Origin of the sequence: Mycobacterium sp. 1245852.3 (assembly GCF_001669335.1) — a bacterium.
Taxonomy (GTDB): Bacteria; Actinomycetota; Actinomycetes; order Mycobacteriales; family Mycobacteriaceae; genus Mycobacterium; species Mycobacterium europaeum_A.
This window is the reverse complement of record NZ_LZLL01000140.1, coordinates 1-19097: the sequence shown is the minus strand read 5'-3', so window position 1 is coordinate 19097 and position 19097 is coordinate 1. Positions and strand designations below refer to the sequence as shown.

22 protein-coding genes and 1 pseudogene are annotated in these 19097 nt (G+C 67.3%); 11 read left to right on the top strand and 12 right to left on the bottom strand.

From position 1 onward, the window contains the following. Window positions 1-6: 6 nt before the first annotated feature. The 3 genes from A9W96_RS06185 to A9W96_RS06175 form a co-directional block, all read right to left on the bottom strand. Entirely contained in the window at window positions 7-1548 is a 1542-nt protein-coding gene (locus A9W96_RS06185) for an LCP family protein (protein ID WP_067138475.1), read from the bottom strand. A 193-nt stretch (window positions 1549-1741) separates the two neighbouring features. Beyond that, window positions 1742-2608, bottom strand: coding sequence for a phytanoyl-CoA dioxygenase family protein (locus tag A9W96_RS06180; protein ID WP_067138447.1), 867 nt, complete (start codon window positions 2606-2608; stop codon window positions 1742-1744). A gap of 82 nt (window positions 2609-2690) precedes the next feature. Continuing rightward, window positions 2691-4148, bottom strand: a complete 1458-nt coding sequence (locus tag A9W96_RS06175; protein ID WP_067138445.1) for a phospholipase D-like domain-containing protein — start codon at window positions 4146-4148, stop codon at window positions 2691-2693. 184 nt (window positions 4149-4332) lie between these two features. Here A9W96_RS06175 and A9W96_RS06170 point away from each other — a divergent pair, with 184 nt between their 5' ends. After that, window positions 4333-4722 (top strand): DUF732 domain-containing protein, encoded by a 390-nt coding sequence (locus A9W96_RS06170; protein ID WP_066864956.1) that lies wholly within the window; start codon window positions 4333-4335, stop codon window positions 4720-4722. 46 nt (window positions 4723-4768) lie between these two features. On the opposite strand, the gene A9W96_RS06165 is transcribed toward A9W96_RS06170, so the two are convergent. Genes A9W96_RS06165 through A9W96_RS06155 form a run of 3 tightly spaced genes read right to left on the bottom strand, consistent with a single transcriptional unit; the run spans window position 4769 to window position 6932 of the window. Then, window positions 4769-5365, bottom strand: coding sequence for a methylated-DNA--[protein]-cysteine S-methyltransferase (locus tag A9W96_RS06165; protein ID WP_066865237.1), 597 nt, complete (start codon window positions 5363-5365; stop codon window positions 4769-4771). Between the two features lie 14 nt (window positions 5366-5379). After that, on the bottom strand, window positions 5380-5877 hold the full coding sequence (locus tag A9W96_RS06160) for an RNA polymerase sigma factor (protein ID WP_067138443.1): 498 nt from the start codon (window positions 5875-5877) through the stop codon (window positions 5380-5382). Between the two features lie 50 nt (window positions 5878-5927). Then, a complete protein-coding gene (locus A9W96_RS06155) occupies window positions 5928-6932 on the bottom strand; it encodes an oxygenase MpaB family protein (protein WP_067138473.1) in 1005 nt (334 codons plus the stop codon). A gap of 97 nt (window positions 6933-7029) precedes the next feature. Here A9W96_RS06155 and A9W96_RS06150 point away from each other — a divergent pair, with 97 nt between their 5' ends. The 5 genes from A9W96_RS06150 (at window position 7030) to A9W96_RS06130 (ending at window position 10881) form a co-directional block, all read left to right on the top strand. Continuing rightward, a complete protein-coding gene (locus tag A9W96_RS06150; protein WP_067138442.1) occupies window positions 7030-7626 on the top strand; it encodes a TetR/AcrR family transcriptional regulator in 597 nt (198 codons plus the stop codon). 11 nt (window positions 7627-7637) lie between these two features. Then, window positions 7638-7910, top strand: a complete 273-nt coding sequence (locus A9W96_RS06145) for a hypothetical protein (RefSeq protein WP_066864943.1) — start codon at window positions 7638-7640, stop codon at window positions 7908-7910. 58 nt (window positions 7911-7968) lie between these two features. Then, entirely contained in the window at window positions 7969-8379 is a 411-nt protein-coding gene (locus A9W96_RS06140) for a DUF4267 domain-containing protein (protein ID WP_066865234.1), read from the top strand. A gap of 70 nt (window positions 8380-8449) precedes the next feature. Beyond that, complete coding sequence (locus tag A9W96_RS06135) at window positions 8450-10021, top strand: adenylate/guanylate cyclase domain-containing protein (RefSeq protein WP_067138440.1); 1572 nt, start codon at window positions 8450-8452, stop codon at window positions 10019-10021. A 32-nt stretch (window positions 10022-10053) separates the two neighbouring features. Then, window positions 10054-10881: an LLM class F420-dependent oxidoreductase gene (locus tag A9W96_RS06130; RefSeq protein WP_066864936.1), complete on the top strand. Its 828-nt coding sequence runs from the start codon at window positions 10054-10056 to the stop codon at window positions 10879-10881. 2 nt (window positions 10882-10883) lie between these two features. Here the strand turns inward: A9W96_RS06130 and A9W96_RS06125 are convergent, their stop codons facing one another. The 3 genes from A9W96_RS06125 to A9W96_RS06115 all read right to left on the bottom strand — a co-directional run bounded on the left by A9W96_RS06125 (window position 10884) and on the right by A9W96_RS06115 (window position 13459). Next, complete coding sequence (locus tag A9W96_RS06125) at window positions 10884-12359, bottom strand: YdiU family protein (protein WP_067138438.1); 1476 nt, start codon at window positions 12357-12359, stop codon at window positions 10884-10886. A gap of 30 nt (window positions 12360-12389) precedes the next feature. Then, entirely contained in the window at window positions 12390-12956 is a 567-nt protein-coding gene (locus A9W96_RS06120) for a hemerythrin domain-containing protein (RefSeq protein WP_066864929.1), read from the bottom strand. A 230-nt stretch (window positions 12957-13186) separates the two neighbouring features. After that, window positions 13187-13459 carry a WGxxGxxG family protein gene (locus A9W96_RS06115; RefSeq protein ID WP_067138436.1) on the bottom strand — a complete coding sequence of 91 codons (273 nt, stop codon included), beginning with the start codon at window positions 13457-13459 and terminating at the stop codon, window positions 13187-13189. Window positions 13460-13800: 341 nt separating this feature from the next. On the opposite strand from A9W96_RS06115, the gene A9W96_RS06110 reads away from it, so the two are divergent. Then, complete coding sequence (locus A9W96_RS06110) at window positions 13801-14763, top strand: hypothetical protein (RefSeq protein ID WP_067138434.1); 963 nt, start codon at window positions 13801-13803, stop codon at window positions 14761-14763. A 92-nt stretch (window positions 14764-14855) separates the two neighbouring features. Beyond that, window positions 14856-15779 (top strand): CoA ester lyase, encoded by a 924-nt coding sequence (locus A9W96_RS06105; RefSeq protein WP_066864920.1) that lies wholly within the window; start codon window positions 14856-14858, stop codon window positions 15777-15779. 3 nt (window positions 15780-15782) lie between these two features. On the opposite strand, the pseudogene A9W96_RS06100 reads toward A9W96_RS06105, so the two are convergent. Beyond that, window positions 15783-17058, bottom strand: a pseudogene (locus tag A9W96_RS06100) (DUF222 domain-containing protein). Window positions 17059-17110: 52 nt separating this feature from the next. On the opposite strand from A9W96_RS06100, the gene A9W96_RS06095 reads away from it, so the two are divergent. Together A9W96_RS06095 and A9W96_RS06090 are read left to right on the top strand one after the other, a co-directional pair. Beyond that, a complete protein-coding gene (locus tag A9W96_RS06095; protein ID WP_066879137.1) occupies window positions 17111-17467 on the top strand; it encodes a DUF488 domain-containing protein in 357 nt (118 codons plus the stop codon). Window positions 17468-17475: 8 nt separating this feature from the next. Next, window positions 17476-18102, top strand: coding sequence for a GNAT family N-acetyltransferase (locus A9W96_RS06090; RefSeq protein ID WP_066879134.1), 627 nt, complete (start codon window positions 17476-17478; stop codon window positions 18100-18102). Window positions 18103-18109: 7 nt separating this feature from the next. On the opposite strand, the gene crcB (A9W96_RS06085) is transcribed toward A9W96_RS06090, so the two are convergent. Both crcB (A9W96_RS06085) and crcB (A9W96_RS06080) read right to left on the bottom strand, forming a co-directional pair. Further along, a complete protein-coding gene (gene crcB / locus A9W96_RS06085) occupies window positions 18110-18493 on the bottom strand; it encodes a fluoride efflux transporter CrcB (protein ID WP_066879131.1) in 384 nt (127 codons plus the stop codon). After that, window positions 18490-18888 carry a fluoride efflux transporter CrcB gene (crcB, locus tag A9W96_RS06080; protein ID WP_066864904.1) on the bottom strand — a complete coding sequence of 133 codons (399 nt, stop codon included), beginning with the start codon at window positions 18886-18888 and terminating at the stop codon, window positions 18490-18492. The genes crcB (A9W96_RS06085) and crcB (A9W96_RS06080) overlap by 4 nt, the downstream gene beginning before the upstream one ends. A gap of 102 nt (window positions 18889-18990) precedes the next feature. Between crcB (A9W96_RS06080) and A9W96_RS32520 the strand changes: the two genes are divergently transcribed. Then, window positions 18991-19097 (top strand): hypothetical protein (locus tag A9W96_RS32520; RefSeq protein ID WP_231999609.1); only part of this gene is annotated, 107 nt, incomplete at its 3' end.

The following is a 19097-nucleotide window of genomic DNA, read 5'->3' as shown; positions in this document are numbered from 1 at the left end:
TCTTTGTCATTTCACGCAGGGAATGCCGTCGGCGGTCATGCGGGAGAGGTTGGTAACGGCGGGTTGCTGCGTACCGGCGCCGGTAGCGGGCACGGTGGTGACCGGTGCCGCTGCCGTCGTCGTCGATTCCGACGTGGAACGATGGGTCTGGTCGAACCGGGAGAAATCGGTCCCGACGGTCAGCCGCACCGTGTTGAGGGCGACGCTGTCGGATGCGGTCGCCGTTATGTCGTACTGGTCGGCGAGCTCGGTGGCCGCCACCTTCGCGCCGACCCCATAGGTGATGGTGCTGGTCTCGGTGGTGGAGTCGGCCGTGCTCACCTTGCCCTGGCTGAATTTCCCAGTCGCCAAGAGCATTTGGACAGTTGCGGCCTCACCCTGGCGTCCCGAGGCATTGACGACGTCGAGGACGACGCTGCCGGCGGTGCTCTGCGCGTCGCCGTCCGGTTGCGCCGCCGTGGTGGGGCTGGTGGTCGAGGGTGCGGTAGACGAATCGGCGCCCACCAGGTTGTGTGCGATGGATCGGACGGTGGATGTGTCGATGAAGTTCACATAGGCGCCATCTGAGAGTTGACCGAAGCCGGTGACCGGCAGCGTGTACAGCTCCACTGGCCTATTGGGGTATGTCAACGCATTTCGCACCAAATCGTCGAAGTCGAAGCCGGCGTCCACGGCGACGTTCTGCTTGGCGACGTCCAACAGGGCGCGCAGCCGGCTGGGGTCCGACAGCGCCCCGCCGCGGCGCAGCGCGCTGAGAACCGAGACGATGAAGGCCTGCTGGCGCCGGCTTCGATCGAGGTCGGTGAACGCCGCATCGTTGGGGTCGCGGCGTTGTCGAACGAAGGCCATTGCCTGGCCTGCGCTGATCTGTTGCATGCCCTTATGAAAGTCCGCGCCGGAATAGTAGCGGTCCGACGTGTCCTCGTTGAGGCACACCGTGATTGGTTCCACCACCCGGGCGATTTGGAAGAATCCGGCCAAGGTGACTTCGATGAAGTGGTCGATCGGGATCTGCAAAAGGCTTTTGACGGTGCTGATCTCGGCTTTGCGGCCCGCCTCCCGTGCGGCCTGTTCCTTCGCGGTGGCGTCTTGACCTTGAGTCGGGGTCGGACTCGATTGCGAGCCGGCGGAGGTGCGGCCGGTCATCACCCGTTGGTAGGCGTAGCTGTAGGCCTCCTTGATCTTGCCGCGGCAGTCCGAGGTGGGGCATCCGGCCAGATCGACATAGTCGTCGCGGGGGATTGAGATCGCCGTGGCCGCAGCGTCGCCGGCGGGCAGGTGCACGACGATGAGCGCGTCGGAATCCCCGTCGGCGGAGTCCTCGTTGCCCGCGTGCAGCGCGTCATAGATGTCGAGTGGAAGCGGCCTGCCATGCTGGTCGCGCCGGCTGTCCAGACCCATGATCAGAATGTTCTGATCACTTCCGGTCGATGCCGGTTCACCGGCCAGCGCCTCGGATTTGGTGATGCCCGCCGACGCGCTGCGATACGCGTGCCAAGCGATGCCGATGACCGCGACCACCACCAGGGAGATCAACGCGGCCAGCATCTTGGCACCGGCCACGATTCTGTGGTTGCGGTGCAGGCGATTCCGGGGCTCGGCCGTCGCTGAATCCGATGCTTCTTCGCCGGGCGGCCCCGCTCGACGCGTCATGACAGGACTGAGAATAGCCAGGTAGCGGCGCTTCAAACCGCGGTTTGCGCGGATTGAGAGGTCGGCATCGGGTGGCGCGGCTACGGTGTTACTGCGGCCCGGACTCAATCTCCAAGAGCCGCAACGGATGCAGCCCGTCGACGTTGCCGACGAACGGCGGGTGGATGCTGTAGCCGAGCATCCGGCGGATGTCATCGGAAACGGTTCGCGCGATATCTCGCGACACCGACAAGGTAAAGGCCTCCATCGGGCGCAGCCAGGGTTGGCAGTACTGCGCGGTGACGGCGAGGCGCTCACCGTCGGTGTTGTTCGCGCCGCCGCCGTGCCACAGCGTGCCCACGAAGAAGACGCACGAGCCGGCGGGCATGATGACCGGTAAAGCCTCATCGCCGGGAGCGGGTCGGCGCTTGCCCCAGCGATGGCTGCCGGGGTAGAGGACCGTGGCGCCGTTGTCGGCGGTGAAGTCGTCGATCGCCCAGATCGTCGCGGCGGCCAACGGTGCGCGGGGGCGCGGAATCGGGTAGAAGCCGTCGTCGTGGTGCGCCAGCTGTGCGGCCTCACCGGGCTGAATGTTGATGGCCTGCAACGCCGAAAGCAGGTAGTTGGGCATCAGCAAGCGGTCGAGCACCGCCAGCACCCGGGGATCATCGACAAGTCGATCGCACACCCGGGTCCTACTCAGCACGCTGTAGATGCGCTGGGTGCGCAGGCCCTCGAACGAGTTGCGTCCGGTGTGCCCGAGCCACGGCCGCACCACCTCGCGGATCTGCGAGCACTGCTCGGCGCTGATCAGGTTCTCCCAGATGACGTAGCCGTCGCGGTCCAGGGCCGCCATGTCCGCCTCGACAATCGCGTTGTCGACCGAACTTCCGCCGGTCGGCGTGCGCTTGTACCGCTGCGCCAGATCGCCCCGCAGATCCTCCAGCGTGGTGACGGATTCGTCGTCGATGCTCATCGGTGCTCGTCCTTAGTCCACTGGCACTTCTGCCCACACTAAGCCGATTTCGCCTCGGCCCACACCCCGAATCGCCGACTCGTCAGCCCCGAAGGCCGGTGATGAAGCGTTGCACGCTACGGGTCAGCGACCGCGGAACGTGGTCGGGATCCATCAGGTCGTTCTCGGCCAGCGGACCCGCCTCGTTGGCCACGGTGCGCTCGGTGAATGGCCGCAACGTCTTGCCCTCTCCGCGAAGCGCCTCGATCGCCTTGAAAACCGACTGGTGTTCGCCGATCGCCTCTGTCAACTTGCGCACCGAAACACCGAGGTGCTCGGCCACCAATTCGTCCCGGAACGAAGAGATTTCGCGGCGCAGCTCGTCGTGTCGCGGATCATCAGGCCGCGCCTCGATGGCCACGTCGCACTCGCTGTCGAAGCCCATGGACCGGTTGTTGAAATTCGACGAGCCGATACGCAACAGCCGATCGTCGACCACCAACACCTTCGAGTGCACGTAGATCGGTCCGTCGCCGTCGGTCACCGGCCAGTAGATGCCCAACCGGTCATGCTCGTCGGCTTCCCACAGCAGCCGGATGAGGCGGTGCCGTGCGCTGTCCATGGTTCCGCGCTCGAGAGGGTTGTTGCCCCTACGGGCCAGCACGATGACGACGTCGGGACCGTCGTCTTCGGCCAGCCGCGCGGCCAGCGCCTCGACGATGGTCCGGGAAGCCAGGTACTGGTTCTCGACATAGATGGTGTGGCGTGCCGCCGCGATCGCCGCCAGGTTGAGCGCCTCGACCTCCCGCACTTCGGGGCGATCTAGCAGCTCCGGCACGGTGCGGGCGATTCCGACGTCCACGTTGTGCAGGCTCGGCCGCAGCTTGGCGGGCCAGGCGCTGTGCTTGGCCTCGACCTGGCTCAGCGATTGTTTCGTCGCGGTCTCCCAGCGCGCCAGCGCCTGCTCGCCCAGCGCCCGCGCCGCCGCGCCGTCAACCGCCAGCCCGACGTCGTGCCGCGGCCCATAGCCGCGTCCCGCCGTGCGCCGATGGCGATTGTCGTGCTCATGCGCACGGGTGTCCCACCGTTCCAGGGTGAGATCGATGCCGGCGCAGAAGGCCACGGCGTCGTCGATGACGACGATCTTCTGATGGTGCACGGAGCCGATCGGGTGTGCGCCGTCGATGGCGAAGTGCAGTCGCCTGCTGCTGATCTGGTTGAGCAGCGACACCGGGGTGAGGGCGAACCACAGCCCATCGAAGGCCGGCAGCAGACGAAGATTGGACTTCAGTACATAGATGTCCAGGCCGGGGCGTTTCCACACCATCCAATAAAGGAACGCGCCCAACTGATTTGGCCCGGGGAGGGTTTTCTCGCCCCGCTCGAACGTCACCCGCGAGTCGAAATCCCAGCCGATCAGCACGATTCGATGGCGGGCGCGCAACATGGCCGCCTTGACGTGCTTGAAGTAGTCGGCCGCGTCGATGATGGGGGCGAACTGGTCGGCACGCGCCACGCGCCAGCAGGTCTGGCCGGGAATCAGAAGTCGATCGTCGTGCATGCCGGGGCTCTCAACGAGGTTGATAGGGCAGCGCGGACATAGCCACTGTGTACCACATCGGAGGCGGCTGTCAGGATTGCTGCGCAACCGCCGCCCGACCGCTCGACTTGCACCTTCACCGCGGTTATGCGGGGTCGGAGGGCCTCGGCAGGACAATGGCGCCGATCTATATGAGGATGAAGCGATGCGAATGCTGGTAGTGCTTGCGGGCTCCGCCGCCCTGGTCGGCGCGGCCGCGCCCGCCTACGCCGACCCGGTCGGGACTTCGGGACCTGATGCGAGCTTCATCGCCGCGCTCAACCAGGCGGGCATCACCTATCGGGATCCGGCCGCCGCCGTCGGGGTGGGCAAAAGGGCGTGTGAGCTGATGGACCAGGGCAGTCCCCAAGTGGACGTCATCAAGAGCGTGTCGTCGAGCAATCCCGGGTTCACGGTCGACGGCGCCGCGCAGTTCACCATGATCGCGGCGAGCGCCTACTGCCCGCAGCACCTGGGTCAACGCGTGAACCAGGCGCCGCCGGCGCAGCCGGCGCCGGTCGTCGACCTTCCGCCGCTCACCCCAGGCGCCGCCTAGCGGTCGGCTCGGCCGCTATCACGTTATGCAGCAACGGGTTTCGCCCTTACGCCGCGGCCTCGAGGGTGAGCAAGATGCGTTTGGCTTCCACGCCCCCGAGATAGCCGCCCAGCGCGCCGTCGCTGCGCACCACGCGGTGGCAGGGGACCACGACCGGTAGCGGGTTGGTGGCACAGGCACTGCCGACGGCGCGAACGGCGTTGGGGTTGCCCGCCAGCCTGGCCACCGCGGCGTAGCTCGCGGTGTGGCCGTAGCCGATCTCGGGCAGATGGCGAAGCACCGTGTTGCGGAATCCGGCCGAGAGCCGCCAGTCCAGCGGCACACTGAATTCTTGGCGCGTGGCGGCGAAATACTCGTCGAGTTGCCTGGCTGCCGTGTCGAGACGGGCCGGCGCGAGCAGGATGCGTGGGCTGATTCTGTCGGCGAGGCTCTGCAGGACGGTGTCGTGGCCCTCGCTGGCGTAGGCGACGCGGACCAGGCCGTGCTCGGTAGCCGCGATGAGCAGGGCGCCGACCGGGCTGTCGACGACACGGTAGGCGATGTCGAGGATGCCTTGGTGTTCGGCGGACGTGGCTAGCCGGGCGTGCAGCGCGTCGAGATCGCCGGCGGTGGCGTCGGTGATCCGCGCCAGCTCGTGGGCCATCGCTTGTTCGTTGCTCATCGGTGTTCTCCTGTCCCGGTGGTGGCGATGCCGGGGTACGTGCGCCTGAGGGTGGCGATGCCGTCGGCGGCGGCGCGCCGGGCGGCGTCGGGGCTGCCGCCGAGGATGGCGGCGATCTCGGCGTAGGGCAGGCCGGCCAGATAGTGGTAGGCCACGGCCTGCTTCTGTTTGGCCGGCAGCCTGTCCAGCGCGTCGGCGAGGTCGTCGTCCCTGCCGGGGTCCGCCGGGCCGGCGGTCTCGGGAAGCTGATCGGTGGGCACCGCGCGCCGCGCCCGGGCCCGGGTGACGTCGATGGCTTTGCGGTGTGCGATGGTGACCAGCCAGGCCTCGACGTTGGCGTCGGCGGGCAGGTCGGGGTAGCTGCGCAACGCGGATAAGAACGTCTCCGACCAGGCGTCGTCGGCGTCGACCGGCCCCACGATGGCACGGCACACCCGCAACACCGCGGGACCGTGGTTGACCACCACCGCCTCGAAGGGGCGTTTGGCTGTCACGCTGTGTAGACGCTTGGGCCGGGAGTTTTGTGAGATGCCCTTAGTGTGGGCTACACCGACTGGAAGCTGCGCTCCACCTCGGAGCGGCTGCGAACCTGATCGCTGCCGAGGACGTAGGTCGGCAGGGTGTGTGGGACGGCGGTGCCGCCCTTGACCCTGGCCTGGGCCTGCCGAAACTCCGGGGCCGGGCCGGATGCGGCGTTGATCCCGTTGATGATCGACCACACCGCGGTGCGACGGGCGGTGCGCTCGATGATGTTGCAGTCGCGGTGCTGCAGCAGCTGCTTGGCCCACTTCGGCATGGTGTCACGGATGGCCCAGTCGACGGCCGCCTGCGGCATGGGAACGTTGGGGCCGGTACCCATCGCTTTGCCATGTGTGACAGCCAGTTTCGGCAAGTAGGACTCGAGACACTCGAGCGTTTCGGCCTTGGTGGCCGGCAGATCGGTGCCGCCCAGGGCGTGTCCGACCCGGACGAACTCGCCGTAGTATCGGTCGAGTTGCTTGCCGCGCAAGGGCATTGGGTGATAAAGCTCGTGTGCGGTGGCCAGGCCCCAGACCACCGTTGCATAGTTCCACCGCAGCCACTCGGGGTCGTCGGCGTCGTAGCGGGCGCCGTCGGGGCGCGTGCCCTTGATGGTGTGGTGCATCGCGCGCACCGATTTCGCCAGTCGCTCAGCGGTTTCCGTCGACCCGTATGCCGTGCCGATGAAGAAGGCCACCGAGTGGCCGAGGCGCGTCGCTGCGCCTTCCGGATCGATTTGGGGCACATGCGAAACCGGGTTCCCGTTGCTGTCCCGCTTGATCAGCCGCGAGTGATGCATCCCCATCCAATAGATCGACGGGTCCAGGGTCTCCATGAAGGCGGCGCATTGCAGGCCGAAGATCAGGGCGGGCAGGTGCGAATGCACCCGCCACACGGCGCTGTCGGGACCGAACCAGCCCGGATCGCCGACGGGTGCGGCGAACTCCATGCCACGAAAGAAGTACCGCCGCATGTTGTCGTCCAACTTTTTGTTGATCAGCTGCCCGACGATCTGGTGTGGCAGAAACACGGCGCGCTCCTCGGCAGTTCTGGTCACGACTGTAACCAGAATAAGTTTTGGCTACGAGTGTGACAAGACCGAAGCCCACTCGACTTACGCTGTAGGAATGTCGAGTCCCACCCGGTGGGCCGGTATACCGCTCAAGGACCGCCGCGCCGAGCGTCGTGCGCTGCTGGTCGAGGCCGCCTATCGCCTGTTCGGCAACGGCGGCGAGGCGGCCGTCTCGGTGCGCTCGGTATGCCGGGAATGCGGGCTGAACACGCGGTACTTCTACGAAAGCTTCGGTGACACCGACGAACTGCTCGGCGCGGTCTACGACCGGGTGAGCGAGCAGCTGACCGAGGTGATCGCGGCCGCCATCGAGGAGGCGGGGGACTCGTTGGGGGCCCGAACCCGCGCCGGCATCGCGGCGGTGCTGGGCTTCTCGTCGGCCGATCCGCGGCGCGGTCGCGTGTTGTTCACCGATGCCCGCACGAATCCCGTGCTGGCCGCGCGCCGTCGCGTGACGCAGGACATGCTGCGCCAGGGCGTGCTGACCGAGGGCTGGCGGCTCAATCCGGATTCCGATCCGGTGGCCGCGGAGGTGGCCGCCGCCCTGTACACGGGTGCCATGGCCGAGCTTGCTCAGCAGTGGCTCGCCGGGCATCTGGGCAGTGATCTCGACGCCGTCGTCGACTACGCTCTCAAACTGGTGCTTCGGTAGCTGGGAGTCTCATGGGCGGAATCGATCATGCGATGGCCCCGGTCCGACGCATTCTCGGGCACAAGGTCAGCGTCGGCGCGCTGATCGAACTGGCGGTGTGGCTGACCATTCCGTATCTGTGTATTGGGTTCGCGTGGACCGTCTTTCATCCCGAGCAGACCCAGCGAATCCAGGCACGGATCGAAGCCGTGTCGCCCACCGGCGCGGACGCCATAGCCTTCGGGGCGGCCACGGTGCTGTGGCCGGCGTCGTTGCAGATCGCCGATTCCTGCCCCGCGCCGTGAGCGACGTGCGGATGCAATGCGTGCACGACGGGACGGTTTGCTCCTAGGCTCTGTGAACATGTCAATCGACCGGTTCGGCCTTCTTGCAGGCACCATCCGCCTCGCCTCTGGCGTTTCATTCCTCGTCGATCCCTTACGGGCGAACAAGCTATGGGGCGACCCGGAAGAGCCGACGCCGACCGCGCAATTGTTGTTGCGCTCGATGGGTTATCGCGACGCATTGATCGGTGTGCTGCTCGCCGCGGCGGCGCTGCGCGGTAAGAACACGCGCGGCTGGTTTCTGGCGTCCGCCGGCGCCGACGTGGCCGACCTGGTCGGCGGGCTGAGCGTGCACGGCGAGCTGAAGCCCTCCCAACAGATCATCGGCCTGGGCGGCGCCGCCGTCGGCGTCGCCACCGGCCTCTGGGGTGCGGTACGCCCGAGCCGCCGTCCGGCCAACCGCGCGGTGACCGAACCGCCAGCGCCCTGAGCTGACATACCCGAGCGAATCATTAATTTTTTGCTGCCCTAGAACGGAATGCACTCGGTACGCTCAGTGCGTGCCGGAGACGGCGTATGCAAACTGCGGTGGTCTCAGCCTCGCGTACCAGGTGTTTGGTGACGGGCCGATCGAACTTGTCTTCGCTGGCTCGTTCGCCAGCCATGTCGAGCTGTACTGGGCGATGCCGGAGTTCCAGGCCTTCATGGAGCGGCTGGCCACCTTCTGCCGAGTGATCCTCTTCGACAAGGCGGGCGTCGGGTTGTCGGACCCGGTGCCGCGGGTCCGCACCCTGGACGATCGGGCCGCCGAGATCGAGGCCGTCATGGACGCCGCGGGCTTCCAGCGGGCCGCCCTGCTGGGCGTGAGCGAGGGCGGCCCGGCCGCCATGTTGTTCGCCGCGACGCGACCGGAAAGGACGAGGGCGCTGATCCTCACCGGCACGGCGGCATACCTTCCCAGCCAGGGATGGGACGACCTCGATCTTGATCCGGCCGAACTGCGGGCACGCTGCATAGCCGAGCTCGGCGAGGAGTACACCCCGTCCGAAGAACAGATCAGCGGCTTTCAGAGGTTCGGCCGGGCTGTCTTGTCGGCGTGGGGAAGTGGCGAGGCCCTCAAATGTCTGCTGCCCTCCGTCCGGTCCTCTCGGCAGCTGGGCATGCTGGAGCGGATGTGCGCGAGCCCCGGAATGGCGCGGGCCACACTCGAAGCGGCGTTCCAGATCGATGTGCGGCCGATCTTGCCGACGCTGACCATGCCCACGCTGGTCGTGCACGCCACCCGGGACCCCGGCGTCCCGGTGCAGGCGGGGCGGTACCTCACCGCACACATTCCCAACGCGCGGATGGTCGAACTCGACGGCACCGATCACGCGCCGTGGTTCACCGATCCCGACAAGATCGCCACCGAGATCGAGGAGCTTCTCACCGGCAGCCACGCCACTCCGCCGCCGTCGAACCGCGCCCTGCGCACCGTGCTGTTCACCGACATCGTTTCCTCGACCGAACGCGTGGCGGCGACCGGCGACGAGCGATGGCGCGCGATCCTGCAGCGCTTCGGCGAGATCACCGCAGAGGCCGCGCGACGATACGGCGGCACCGTGGTCAAGAGCACCGGCGACGGCTACCTCATCACTTTCGACGCGCCCACCCAGGGCATCCGCTGCGCCGAGAACCTGCGCGACGGTGTCGAGAGACTGGGCGTCGAGATTCGCATCGGCATCCACACTGGCGAGTGCGAACTCATGGACACCGACATCGGTGGCATCGCCGTGCACATCGCGGCGCGGATCCTCGGTCAAGCCGGTGGTGGGGAAATCCTGGTGTCGCGCACGGTTCGTGACCTGGTGGTCGGCTCCGGGATCGGTTTCCGGGAGCGCGGTCTCGTCGAGTTGCGCGGTGTACCGGGCGAGTGGGAGCTGGTCGCCGTCGACCGCCACGGCACCGGCATAGCGTCGCGGGAAGCGCAGTTGGCCTCGGCACCCACGCCCGGCCCACGGACCTCGATGCGTCGATCGGACCGGGCGGTGGCGGTGCTGGCCCGGCGCACCCCCTGGATCCTGCGCGGAATGGCGCGTCTGGCCCCGATCACCGACGGCGGCCAACTGGCCGCCGGAACGACGTGGCGCTGACAGCCGCGCGGCGATGCGGTTGACTAAGCGTCATGGGTTTCGGTGTGCTGACTTTCGTTACCGACGACGGCATTGGTCCCGTCGATCTGGGCAAGGCGCTCGAGCAGCGCGGGTTTGAATCGCTCTTCCTCGCCGAGCACTCACACATCCCGGTCGACGCGAAGACCCCGTACCCGAGCGGTGGGCCGATCCCGCCGAAGTACTACCGCACCCTGGATCCGTTCGTGGCGCTGACCGCCGCGGCGGTCGCCACCGAACGACTCGTGGTGGGCACCGGCATCGCGCTGGTGCCCCAGCGCGACCCGATCCACGCGGCCAAAGAGGTGGCATCGCTCGATCTGGTGTCGCAGGGCCGGTTTCGGTTCGGTGTGGGCGTCGGCTGGTTGCGTGAGGAAATCGCCAATCACGGTGTGGATCCCGCGGTTCGCGGACGTGTGGTGGACGAGCGGCTCGAAGCGATGATCGAGATCTGGACCCACGAAAAGGCGGAATTCCACGGCGAATTCGTGAACTTCGACCCGATCTACAGCTGGCCCAAGCCGGTGCAGCGGCCCTATCCGCCGCTTTATCTTGGCGGCGGGCCGGCGGGCTTCAAGCGCATCGCCCGGCTGAACGCGGGGTGGCTGTCGATGACACCATCGGCGAAGGAGCTGTCGGCTCCGCTCGAGCAGTTGCGCGAGGTGGCCGGCCAGGACGTGCCGGTGATCCACTTTCACGGTGGCGAACCGACGGCGGAGAACCTCGAGGCTTATCGCGATCTGGGAGTGACACACCTGTTGGTGGACCTGCCAACGGAGCCTCGCGATCAGACGCTGCGACGCCTGGACGGGCTGCAGGCCGAGCTCGCCAAGCTATCCTAAACTCAAGTCCCGCAAAAGGTTTGGTACTTCCCGAAGTCCTCGGGGGCGGGGGTGGCGTAGCGTTCCAGACCCGGCCGTTCGGCATAGGGCTGCGTCACCGTTGCGAGCAGTTGTTCCAACGGGCCGAGCTCGCCGGCCGTCGCGGCGGTGAGGGCCTCCTCGACCAGGTGGTTGCGCGGAATGTAGATCGGGTTGGTGCGATCCATCGCATCGGCGTCGGGACCCAGCGCCCGCCACTGCGTCAGCCAGGCGTCGAAACCGGCGAGGTCGGCGAACAACCCGCGGACGGGTTCGGCGCCCGACTTGGCTTCTGTGCGCGCGGCGTCGCTGAGCCGGCGGAAGAACGAGGTGTAGTCCACGTGATTCTGCTTGAGCAGCAGGAGCAATTCCTCCACCAACACCGTGGCGAATTCGGCGTCGATGTCGGCGGGCAAGCCGAGCTTGGCGCGCATCCCGGAGGACCACACCGCGTCGTAGCGGGTTTGGAAGATCCCGAACGACCGCTCGGCGAGCGCGATCGCCTGCTCGGTGTTGTCCGAGAACAGTGGCAGCAGCGTCTCGGCGAACCGGGCGAGGTTCCATCCGGCGATCACGGGTTGATTGCCGTAGGCATAGCGGCCCCAAAAGTCGATCGAACTGAAGACGGTGTCGGGGTCGTAGGCCTCCATGAAGGCGCACGGTCCGTAGTCGATCGTTTCGCCCGAGATGGTCGTGTTGTCGGTGTTCATCACCCCGTGGACGAACCCGATCAGCATCCATTGGGCGATCAGCGATGCCTGGACGGCGACCACGGCTTCGAACAGGGCGAGGTAGGGATTCTCGGCCTCGGCGGCAGCGGGGTGGTGGCGGCCGATCGCGTGGTCGGCGAGGCGGCGCAGCAGGTCGTGGTTGCCGGTGGCCGCGGCGAATTGGAAGCTGCCGACGCGCAGATGGCTGCTTGCCACTCGGGTGAGTACCGCCCCCGGCAGCGTTTCTTCGCGATGGACCGGACGCCCGGTGGCCACCGCCGCCAGCGACCGCGTCGTGGGCACTCCCAGGGCATGCATCGCCTCGCTGACGATGTATTCGCGCAGCATCGGCCCCACCGCCGCCAGCCCGTCACCGCCGCGGGCGAACGGGGTGGCTCCGGAGCCCTTGAGGTGGACATCGCGTAGCCGTCCGTCACCGTCGACCAGTTCGCCGAGCAACAGCGCACGCCCGTCGCCCAACCGCGGAACAAAGCCGCCGAACTGATGCCCGGCGTAGGCCTGGGCTACCGGAGTGGCGCGGTCGGGCACCAGGTTGCCTGCCAAGAAGCGCAGCCCTTCGGCGCCGCGCAGCCAGCCGGGGTCGAGGCCCAGTGTGGCGGCGAGCGGCTCATTGAGCACCAGCAGCCGCAGCTCGGGGAACGTCTCGGCCTGCCAGCGGACCGCCATCTCCGGCAGCTCGCGGAAGAACCGATCCTGAAGTGCGACGGTGGTATCCGGGGCAACGCTCATCTCATCGAGCCTACGGAAAACCCGGGTGCTCTATCCGAGCGCTTTCCCGATCAGGTCACGGGCACGGTCGAGCATGGATGCGAACGGCCCGAGCGCGAAGTTGAGCTTCGCCGACTCCACGCCTGGGTGCGGACGCGTCGGGGCGATGGCCTCGGCCGCGCGTACCGCCGCGCCCATCCGCTTGAGATCGTCGGGGTCCACTTCGCGTTCCAGCACGGGGAATTCGTCGTTCTCCTCCTGCCGGGCATGCTCGAGTACGGCCTCGCGCAGCTTGCGGAGTTCGTCGATGAATTCCTGGGAGGTGATATCGAGCTTCTCCACTTGCGAGAGCAGCTCCTTGGCTTCGTGCTCTTCTTTGAGACGGGCATCGACGATGGCGTCGCCGGCGTCGTCCTCCCGCCGCACCCGCGGATGCACGACCATTTCCTCGGCCGTTTCGTGGACGGCCAGCAACTGGCGCAAGGCCGCAAACGGCTCTTCACGCGCTTTCGGGTCCGTGGCGTGCAGCACCTGATCGAACATGTCCTCGATGAGGTTGTGCTGGGCTTTCAGGAACGCGACGACTTCGTCGGGTGACTGAATGATCATCTCGGCCATCGCCGTACCTCCTGTGAGGAGAGAGTGGGAAACGCACGTTGGGCTGTGTGCGGCTTGATCCAGGGCATACCCGCTGCACAGGCCGCCAAACGGCGCCTCACCGTGCGCGACGCACGCCGGCACTCGACCGTCAGCTGAAATAGCTTGCGGCACAGGGTGTTTGTGCGCGGGTCCCCAGATCCCCGTCAACCGCGCGGACGTCCGACGGGGATCTGGGAAGCGCGGGTTAGTTAGACGCCGCGGTCGCGGGTGGTGGCCGGCCCGACGCCGGTGCCGGCGGGCGTGTCCTTGCGGCGCATCAGTCCGGCGAGTCCGCCCAGGCCCAATAGGCCAGCGAGGCCCCACAGCCCGGTCTTGTCGCTGTGCTGGTCATTGTTGTTGTTGCTGTCCGCCAACGTCGTCGTCGTGGACGAGGGCGCCGGAGCACTGGAGGCATTGGCGACACCCGCGCTACCGAACAACAGCGCTCCGGTGGCTGAAACGATTGCAATGGTCTTACGCATTTCTACTCCTAGTGAGTTTGCTGATCGAGCCATAACGACTGATCGACACGCATTTCGGGACCAGGATGCTCTAGTCTCCGCATGACGCGACGCACGACCGATGGCCGCAACGTAGCGAGGTGTGGGCTACCCCGGCAAACCACGCCGAAACTCGACGCCAGACCTTTTTCGTTTGCTGGCCACCGCCGCAGCGATTGGCGGGCCGGTCGGACGCCAACCAAAAAAGCGAGATGTGTCACACGTCCGCCGCAGATGTTGAGCGCCCCCCGGCGAATGGGTAGCCGCAGAAACAAGGCGCTCTCGTGCCGATCCAAGTAATCAACGCAGGAGGCGAAATCTTCATGACTTCATCGGACAAGACCACAGTGCTTGCGCAGCTGCGCGCACTGCACCAGCTGACCAACACCGAAATCCAGGTCGCCGAAACCCGCATTGCGCAGGCACGCACCGAGGCGGTGCAACGGGAGCTGACGCAGAACGCCTCGAACGGGCGTGAGCGATCGGAGGCCATCGAGAAGGCGATCCGGGACCTCGGTGGCGTCCCCGACGTGGTCGGCCCGTTCCTGGGCCGCGCCGCGGCCGCGGTCAAGGCCTTGACCGAGCAGGCCCAACCTTTCGATGAGGCGCTTTTGGGTGATCTGGCGCTGGAAAACCAGCTGCTGGACCGCTCGCGCTACCTCAAGGCGCTGGCCGTCGCCGCCGAGCTCCCCGACATCGAAAGCCTGGCGACGCGGCTGATCACTGCGCACTCGGCCACCGTCGCCTGGCTGACGACCGTGCTTGCCGAGGACGCCCTCGGCGGTCCGGCCGCGCTGCGGCGCACGCCATTGCAGGCGGCGACCGGGACCGCGGTGAAACTGTTCAACCTGCCCGTTGAGTGGTCGACCCGCGGAATCGACCGCGCCGCCGACGCACTGCGTTCGGCGCGGCCGGCGATCAATGACCTGGTGGGCAGGGGCGCCCACGCCGGTGATGTGGCGACGAAAGCGCTCGCCGCGTCGCGCAACGCCGCGCTCGAGGCGGCCGAGAAGGTCACTCGCAACGAGGGCGCCCGGCAGACCGCCGACGCCCTGCACTCGGCGCGCGCCGCGGTGGGCGTGCTCGACGCCGACGAGCTGCCCATCGCCAACTACGACGAGCTCAACGTCAACGAGGCGGCGGCCGCGGTCAAGGAGCTCACCAGCCCGAGCGACGTGCGGGCGATCATCGCCTACGAGGAGACGAACAAGAATCGCCAGCGGGTCGTCTCAGCTGCCCAAACGCGCATCGCGGCCATTGCGCAAGAGGTCGTGGGCATCAACTAGTTCGAACATCCGATCAGGTGGCACGGCCGCCCGGCCCGAGTTCTCGCTCGGTCGGGCGGCCGAGCCGTCTGCGATATCGCTACGGTTGGGGAATGTACGAGCAGGTCAACAGCAGCGCGCCGGACTCCGACGACGTCATCGGTTTCCGCATCGACCCCGTGTTGGCCCGGAGTTGGCTGCTGGTCAACGGTGCGCACGACGACCGGTTTCAGGCCGCGGCGCACTCGCGCGCCGACATCGTCGTGCTCGACATCGAGGACGCGGTCGCTCCCAAGGACAAGCACGCCGCCCGCGACAACGTGGTGCGCTGGTTGAACGCCGGGAACACCGACTGGGTGCGCATCAACGGCTTCGGCACCCCGTGGTGGGCGGACGACCTCGCCGCCCTGGCCGCCACTCCGGTCGGCGGGGTGATGCTGGCGATGGTCGAATCGGTGGACCACGTCACCGAGACGGCGCAACGGCTGCCCAACGTGCCGATCGTCGCGCTGGTGGAAACGGCCCGCGGCCTGGAGCGCATCACCGAGATCGCCGCGGCGAAGGGAACCTTCCGACTCGCCTTCGGCATCGGCGACTTCCGCCGCGACACGGGGTTCGGTGAAGACCCGGGCACGTTGGCGTATGCCCGGTCGCGATTCACGATCGCGGCCAAGGCGGCCAGCCTGCCCAGCGCCATCGACGGGCCCACGATCGGCTCCAACGCTTTGAAGCTGATCGAGGCCACGGCGGTTTCCGTGGAGTTCGGGATGACCGGCAAGATCTGCTTGACCCCGGACCAATGCGCCGTGGTGAACGAGGGCCTGTCACCCTCACACGACGAAATCTCGTGGGCTAAAGAGTTTTTCGCTGAGTTCGAGCGTGACGGGGGAGAGATCCGCAACGGCTCCGACCTCCCGCGCATCGCCCGGGCGACCAAGATTCTCGAGCTCGCCCGGGCGTACGGCATCGAATCGTCGGAATTCGACGACGAAGAACGGGACCATTCGCCGGCGCCGTCGGACACCTATCACTACTGAGCGCTATGCGGCGTGTCGCGCGAGCGCGACACCGACGCGGATCTCCAGCTTGCTGACGGTGATCGTGGGCCCACGCGCTGGGGCCGCCGACCGGTAGGTTTTGCCGGTCGGTGTCGTGACAAGCGCGGTGTGCGTGTGGTTTTCGTCAACACCGGTGCTAACCTTCCACCCCGCGTTCTCCTTGACGAAGTTGCAGCGCTCGCACAGGCCCAGGCCATTGTCTGCGGTGGTGAGGCCGCTGTCGGCCCACGGCTGTGCGTGGTCGCGATGCCGGATCGGCGCGTCGCAGTAGGGCGTGCGGCAGCGTTGATCGCGCAACCCGATGAACGCGGCGAGGGCGCGCGGGAAAAGTCGTGCCCGTGATTCCATGGCCACCAGTGCCCCCGCTCGGGGATGCGTGTAGAGCCTGCGCAGGGTCGCTCGCACACGATCGTCGGTGGCGGCCTGTGCGACCATGCTCCGCGCGACCGCGGCGGGAATGGGACCGTAGCCGCAGACGTCGGCCGGTGCATTGCCGCCGCCGAGCAGCGTTTCGTCGGACAGCACCAGGTTGACCGCGATCGGCGTAGGGACCGTCGCGCAGCGCCCGGTGACTCGTTCCACCAGCGTATCCGCCATCACCTGCCCGCGCGGCCGCCCGTCGCCGCGGGTGTCAGCTTCACGACGCAGCGCCGCGTACACCGAAACCCCTTGGGCCACCGGCAATAACGCGGTGAGATAGGTCATCGTGTCCGGCGCCGGCCGAATGGTGACCGTCCGGTCATTCGCGGCCTTGGCCGCCCGCTCGACGACGGCGTGCGGATCGAGCCGGTAGGCGATCGCCTTCGCGGTCGCGGCCACGCGCGCATCGCCCATGCCGGTCAGGCTCGTCGGGTCGGCACACATTTCGGCGTCCAGGGCGCGGCGGTCCTCGACGTCCAGGCATGCGCTTTCGCGCACGATCAACGTGGCCCGCCACTCGGACACGACCCCTCTCTCCAGCGCCGCCAGCGTATGTGGCATCTCGTACACCAGAGCCTTGGCGAAGCCCAGGTGCCGGCCGCCTCGCGCGGGGGCGTCCCGTCGCGCCAGCGCGACCTCGCCGGCCACGCCGCGGCCGCGGCGCGCCGCGGACACCCCGGCGGCCGCTTCGGCGGCCCGACGCGTCGCATCCAGGGCCGCCGCCGCTCTGGGCCTGGCCCGCTGCCGCCGCAGACTTGATCGACTCCAAGTCGGCGATGCGCTCGATCAGCGCCGCTTCGTCGGCAGCCGGGTCGACCGCCGCCAATTCTTCGAACATATATTCGATTATAAACGGCCCACCGACAAGCGCCCATCGCTACGCTGAACGGATGAGCGCCAGAAGGCGCATCCAGGTGGCGCGGGTCTACGACGAAGTCAGCCCCGGCGAGGGGCAGCGGGTTCTGGTCGATCGGGTCTGGCCGCGGGGAGTGCGCAAGGACGATCCGCGAGTGGGCATGTGGTGCAAGGACGTCGCGCCGTCGAAGGACCTGCGCGAGTGGTATCACCACGACGCGGACCGGTTCGACGAATTCGCGGCACGCTACAAGGAGGAGCTGCACGGCAATGCCGCCCTGCAGGAGTTGCGCGCGCTTGCCAAGCAGGGCCCGGTCACGCTGGTGACGGCGACCCGCGACCTGGACATCAGCCAGGCGGCCGTCCTGGCGAAGCTGCTCAAGCCGCGCTGAGTCCAGTGATGAGTGACGCCCAGCCCATCCTTCCGCGGGAACTGACCGATCTTCCCGAGGCGATCAGCAGCGTCCCGCCGCCGCCCATCCCGGACCTCCCCGAGCCCTACGGTCTGCGCGTCGTCGACCCGGACGCCGACGCCGCAATGATCGCGGAGTGGATGAGCCGGCCCCATCTGGTGCAGGCCTGGGAGTCCAACTGGCCGGTGCAGCGCTGGCATCGGTATCTGCAGGCGCAATTGGAAGGCGCGTTTTCGCGTCCCTTCATCGCCACCCTGGACGGGGTCGATCGCGCGTATATCGAATTATACAGGGCGGCAAAGGATTCCATCGCCCGACGGTATGAGCACGACCCGCACGATCTGGGATTGCACGTCGCGGTCGCCGATCTGGACCACATCGAGCGCGGCCACGTCAGCTACCTGCTGCCTTACCTGGTGGTCAGCATCCTCACCCTCGATCCGCGATGTCGCCGCATCATGTTCGATCCCGACCATCGCAACGTGTTGGCGCGCAAGTTCTGTGAGCGCAGCGGTTGCACATTCCTCGGTGAGCATCAGATGTCGAATCGGCGGATGGCGCTGTACGTGCTGCCCCGCACTCCAGAGGACGTCCCGCGTCAGCGCGATACCTGAACAGCCATCAAAGCTGCTGTGCCAGCTGCTGTCCGATGAAGGCCGCCGCCTCACCCAGCGCGACGCTGACGACGATGTTGGCCAGTGCCGCGCGGAGTTGGCGTTCTTCGCCGAGCCGCTGCGTTTCCAGCATCCAGGTCGAAAACGTGGTGTAGGCGCCGACGAAGGCGGTGCCCGCCAGCAGGGCCGCCTCCTTGTTCAACGCCAGGCCACCGAGAAAGCCCAAAAGCGCTGCGCCGCTGACATTCACGCATAGCGTACCGAACGGAAACGGCCGAGACACCCGCCGCGCCACCGTGCGGTCGACGACGAAACGCAGGACCGACCCGATGCCGCCGATCAGCGCGACGCCGACCCAGACCAGAGCCGTCGTCACGGTGGCGGCCGTCATCGGCGCACCGGAACCCGGCGCACCAACTTGGTGGCAAGGTGCACCGCCAGCAGGCCCAGCACGATGCTGGTGACCGTGTAAGAGACGGCCAGCGCCCAATGACCGTGCTCGATCATCCGCAGCGTCTCGACCTGCATTGTCGAGAAAGTGGTTAAACCGCCGCACAATCCGGTGCCGAGCAGGGGCCGCCGATAGCTTGACGTCGGCAACCGTTCCAGCAGCCGGGTGGTGAAGTAACCCACCAGGAAGGCCCCGACGATGTTGACCGCGAACGTGGCCCAGGGCCAACTCGCCGGATCGCCGCCGGCCAGCGTGCTCAGCGCGGCACGGGCCACCGACCCCAGCGCACCACCGGCGAACACCGCGGCCAATTCGCGATAGTCCCGTTGAGCCACTGGCGTCGGTTCCCTTCGTTTGCCGGTGCGCTACGCAGCGTATGGCCGAAGTCCAGACCGGCGCAGCCCGGGGGGACGCGGACACGGGCAGAATTGACAACCATGGTCGCCAACCCTCGCGCCGGTCAGCCGGCCCAGCCCGAAGATCTCGTCGATCTGCCCCACCTGGTGACGGCGTATTACTCGATCGCGCCCGACCCCGGTGACGT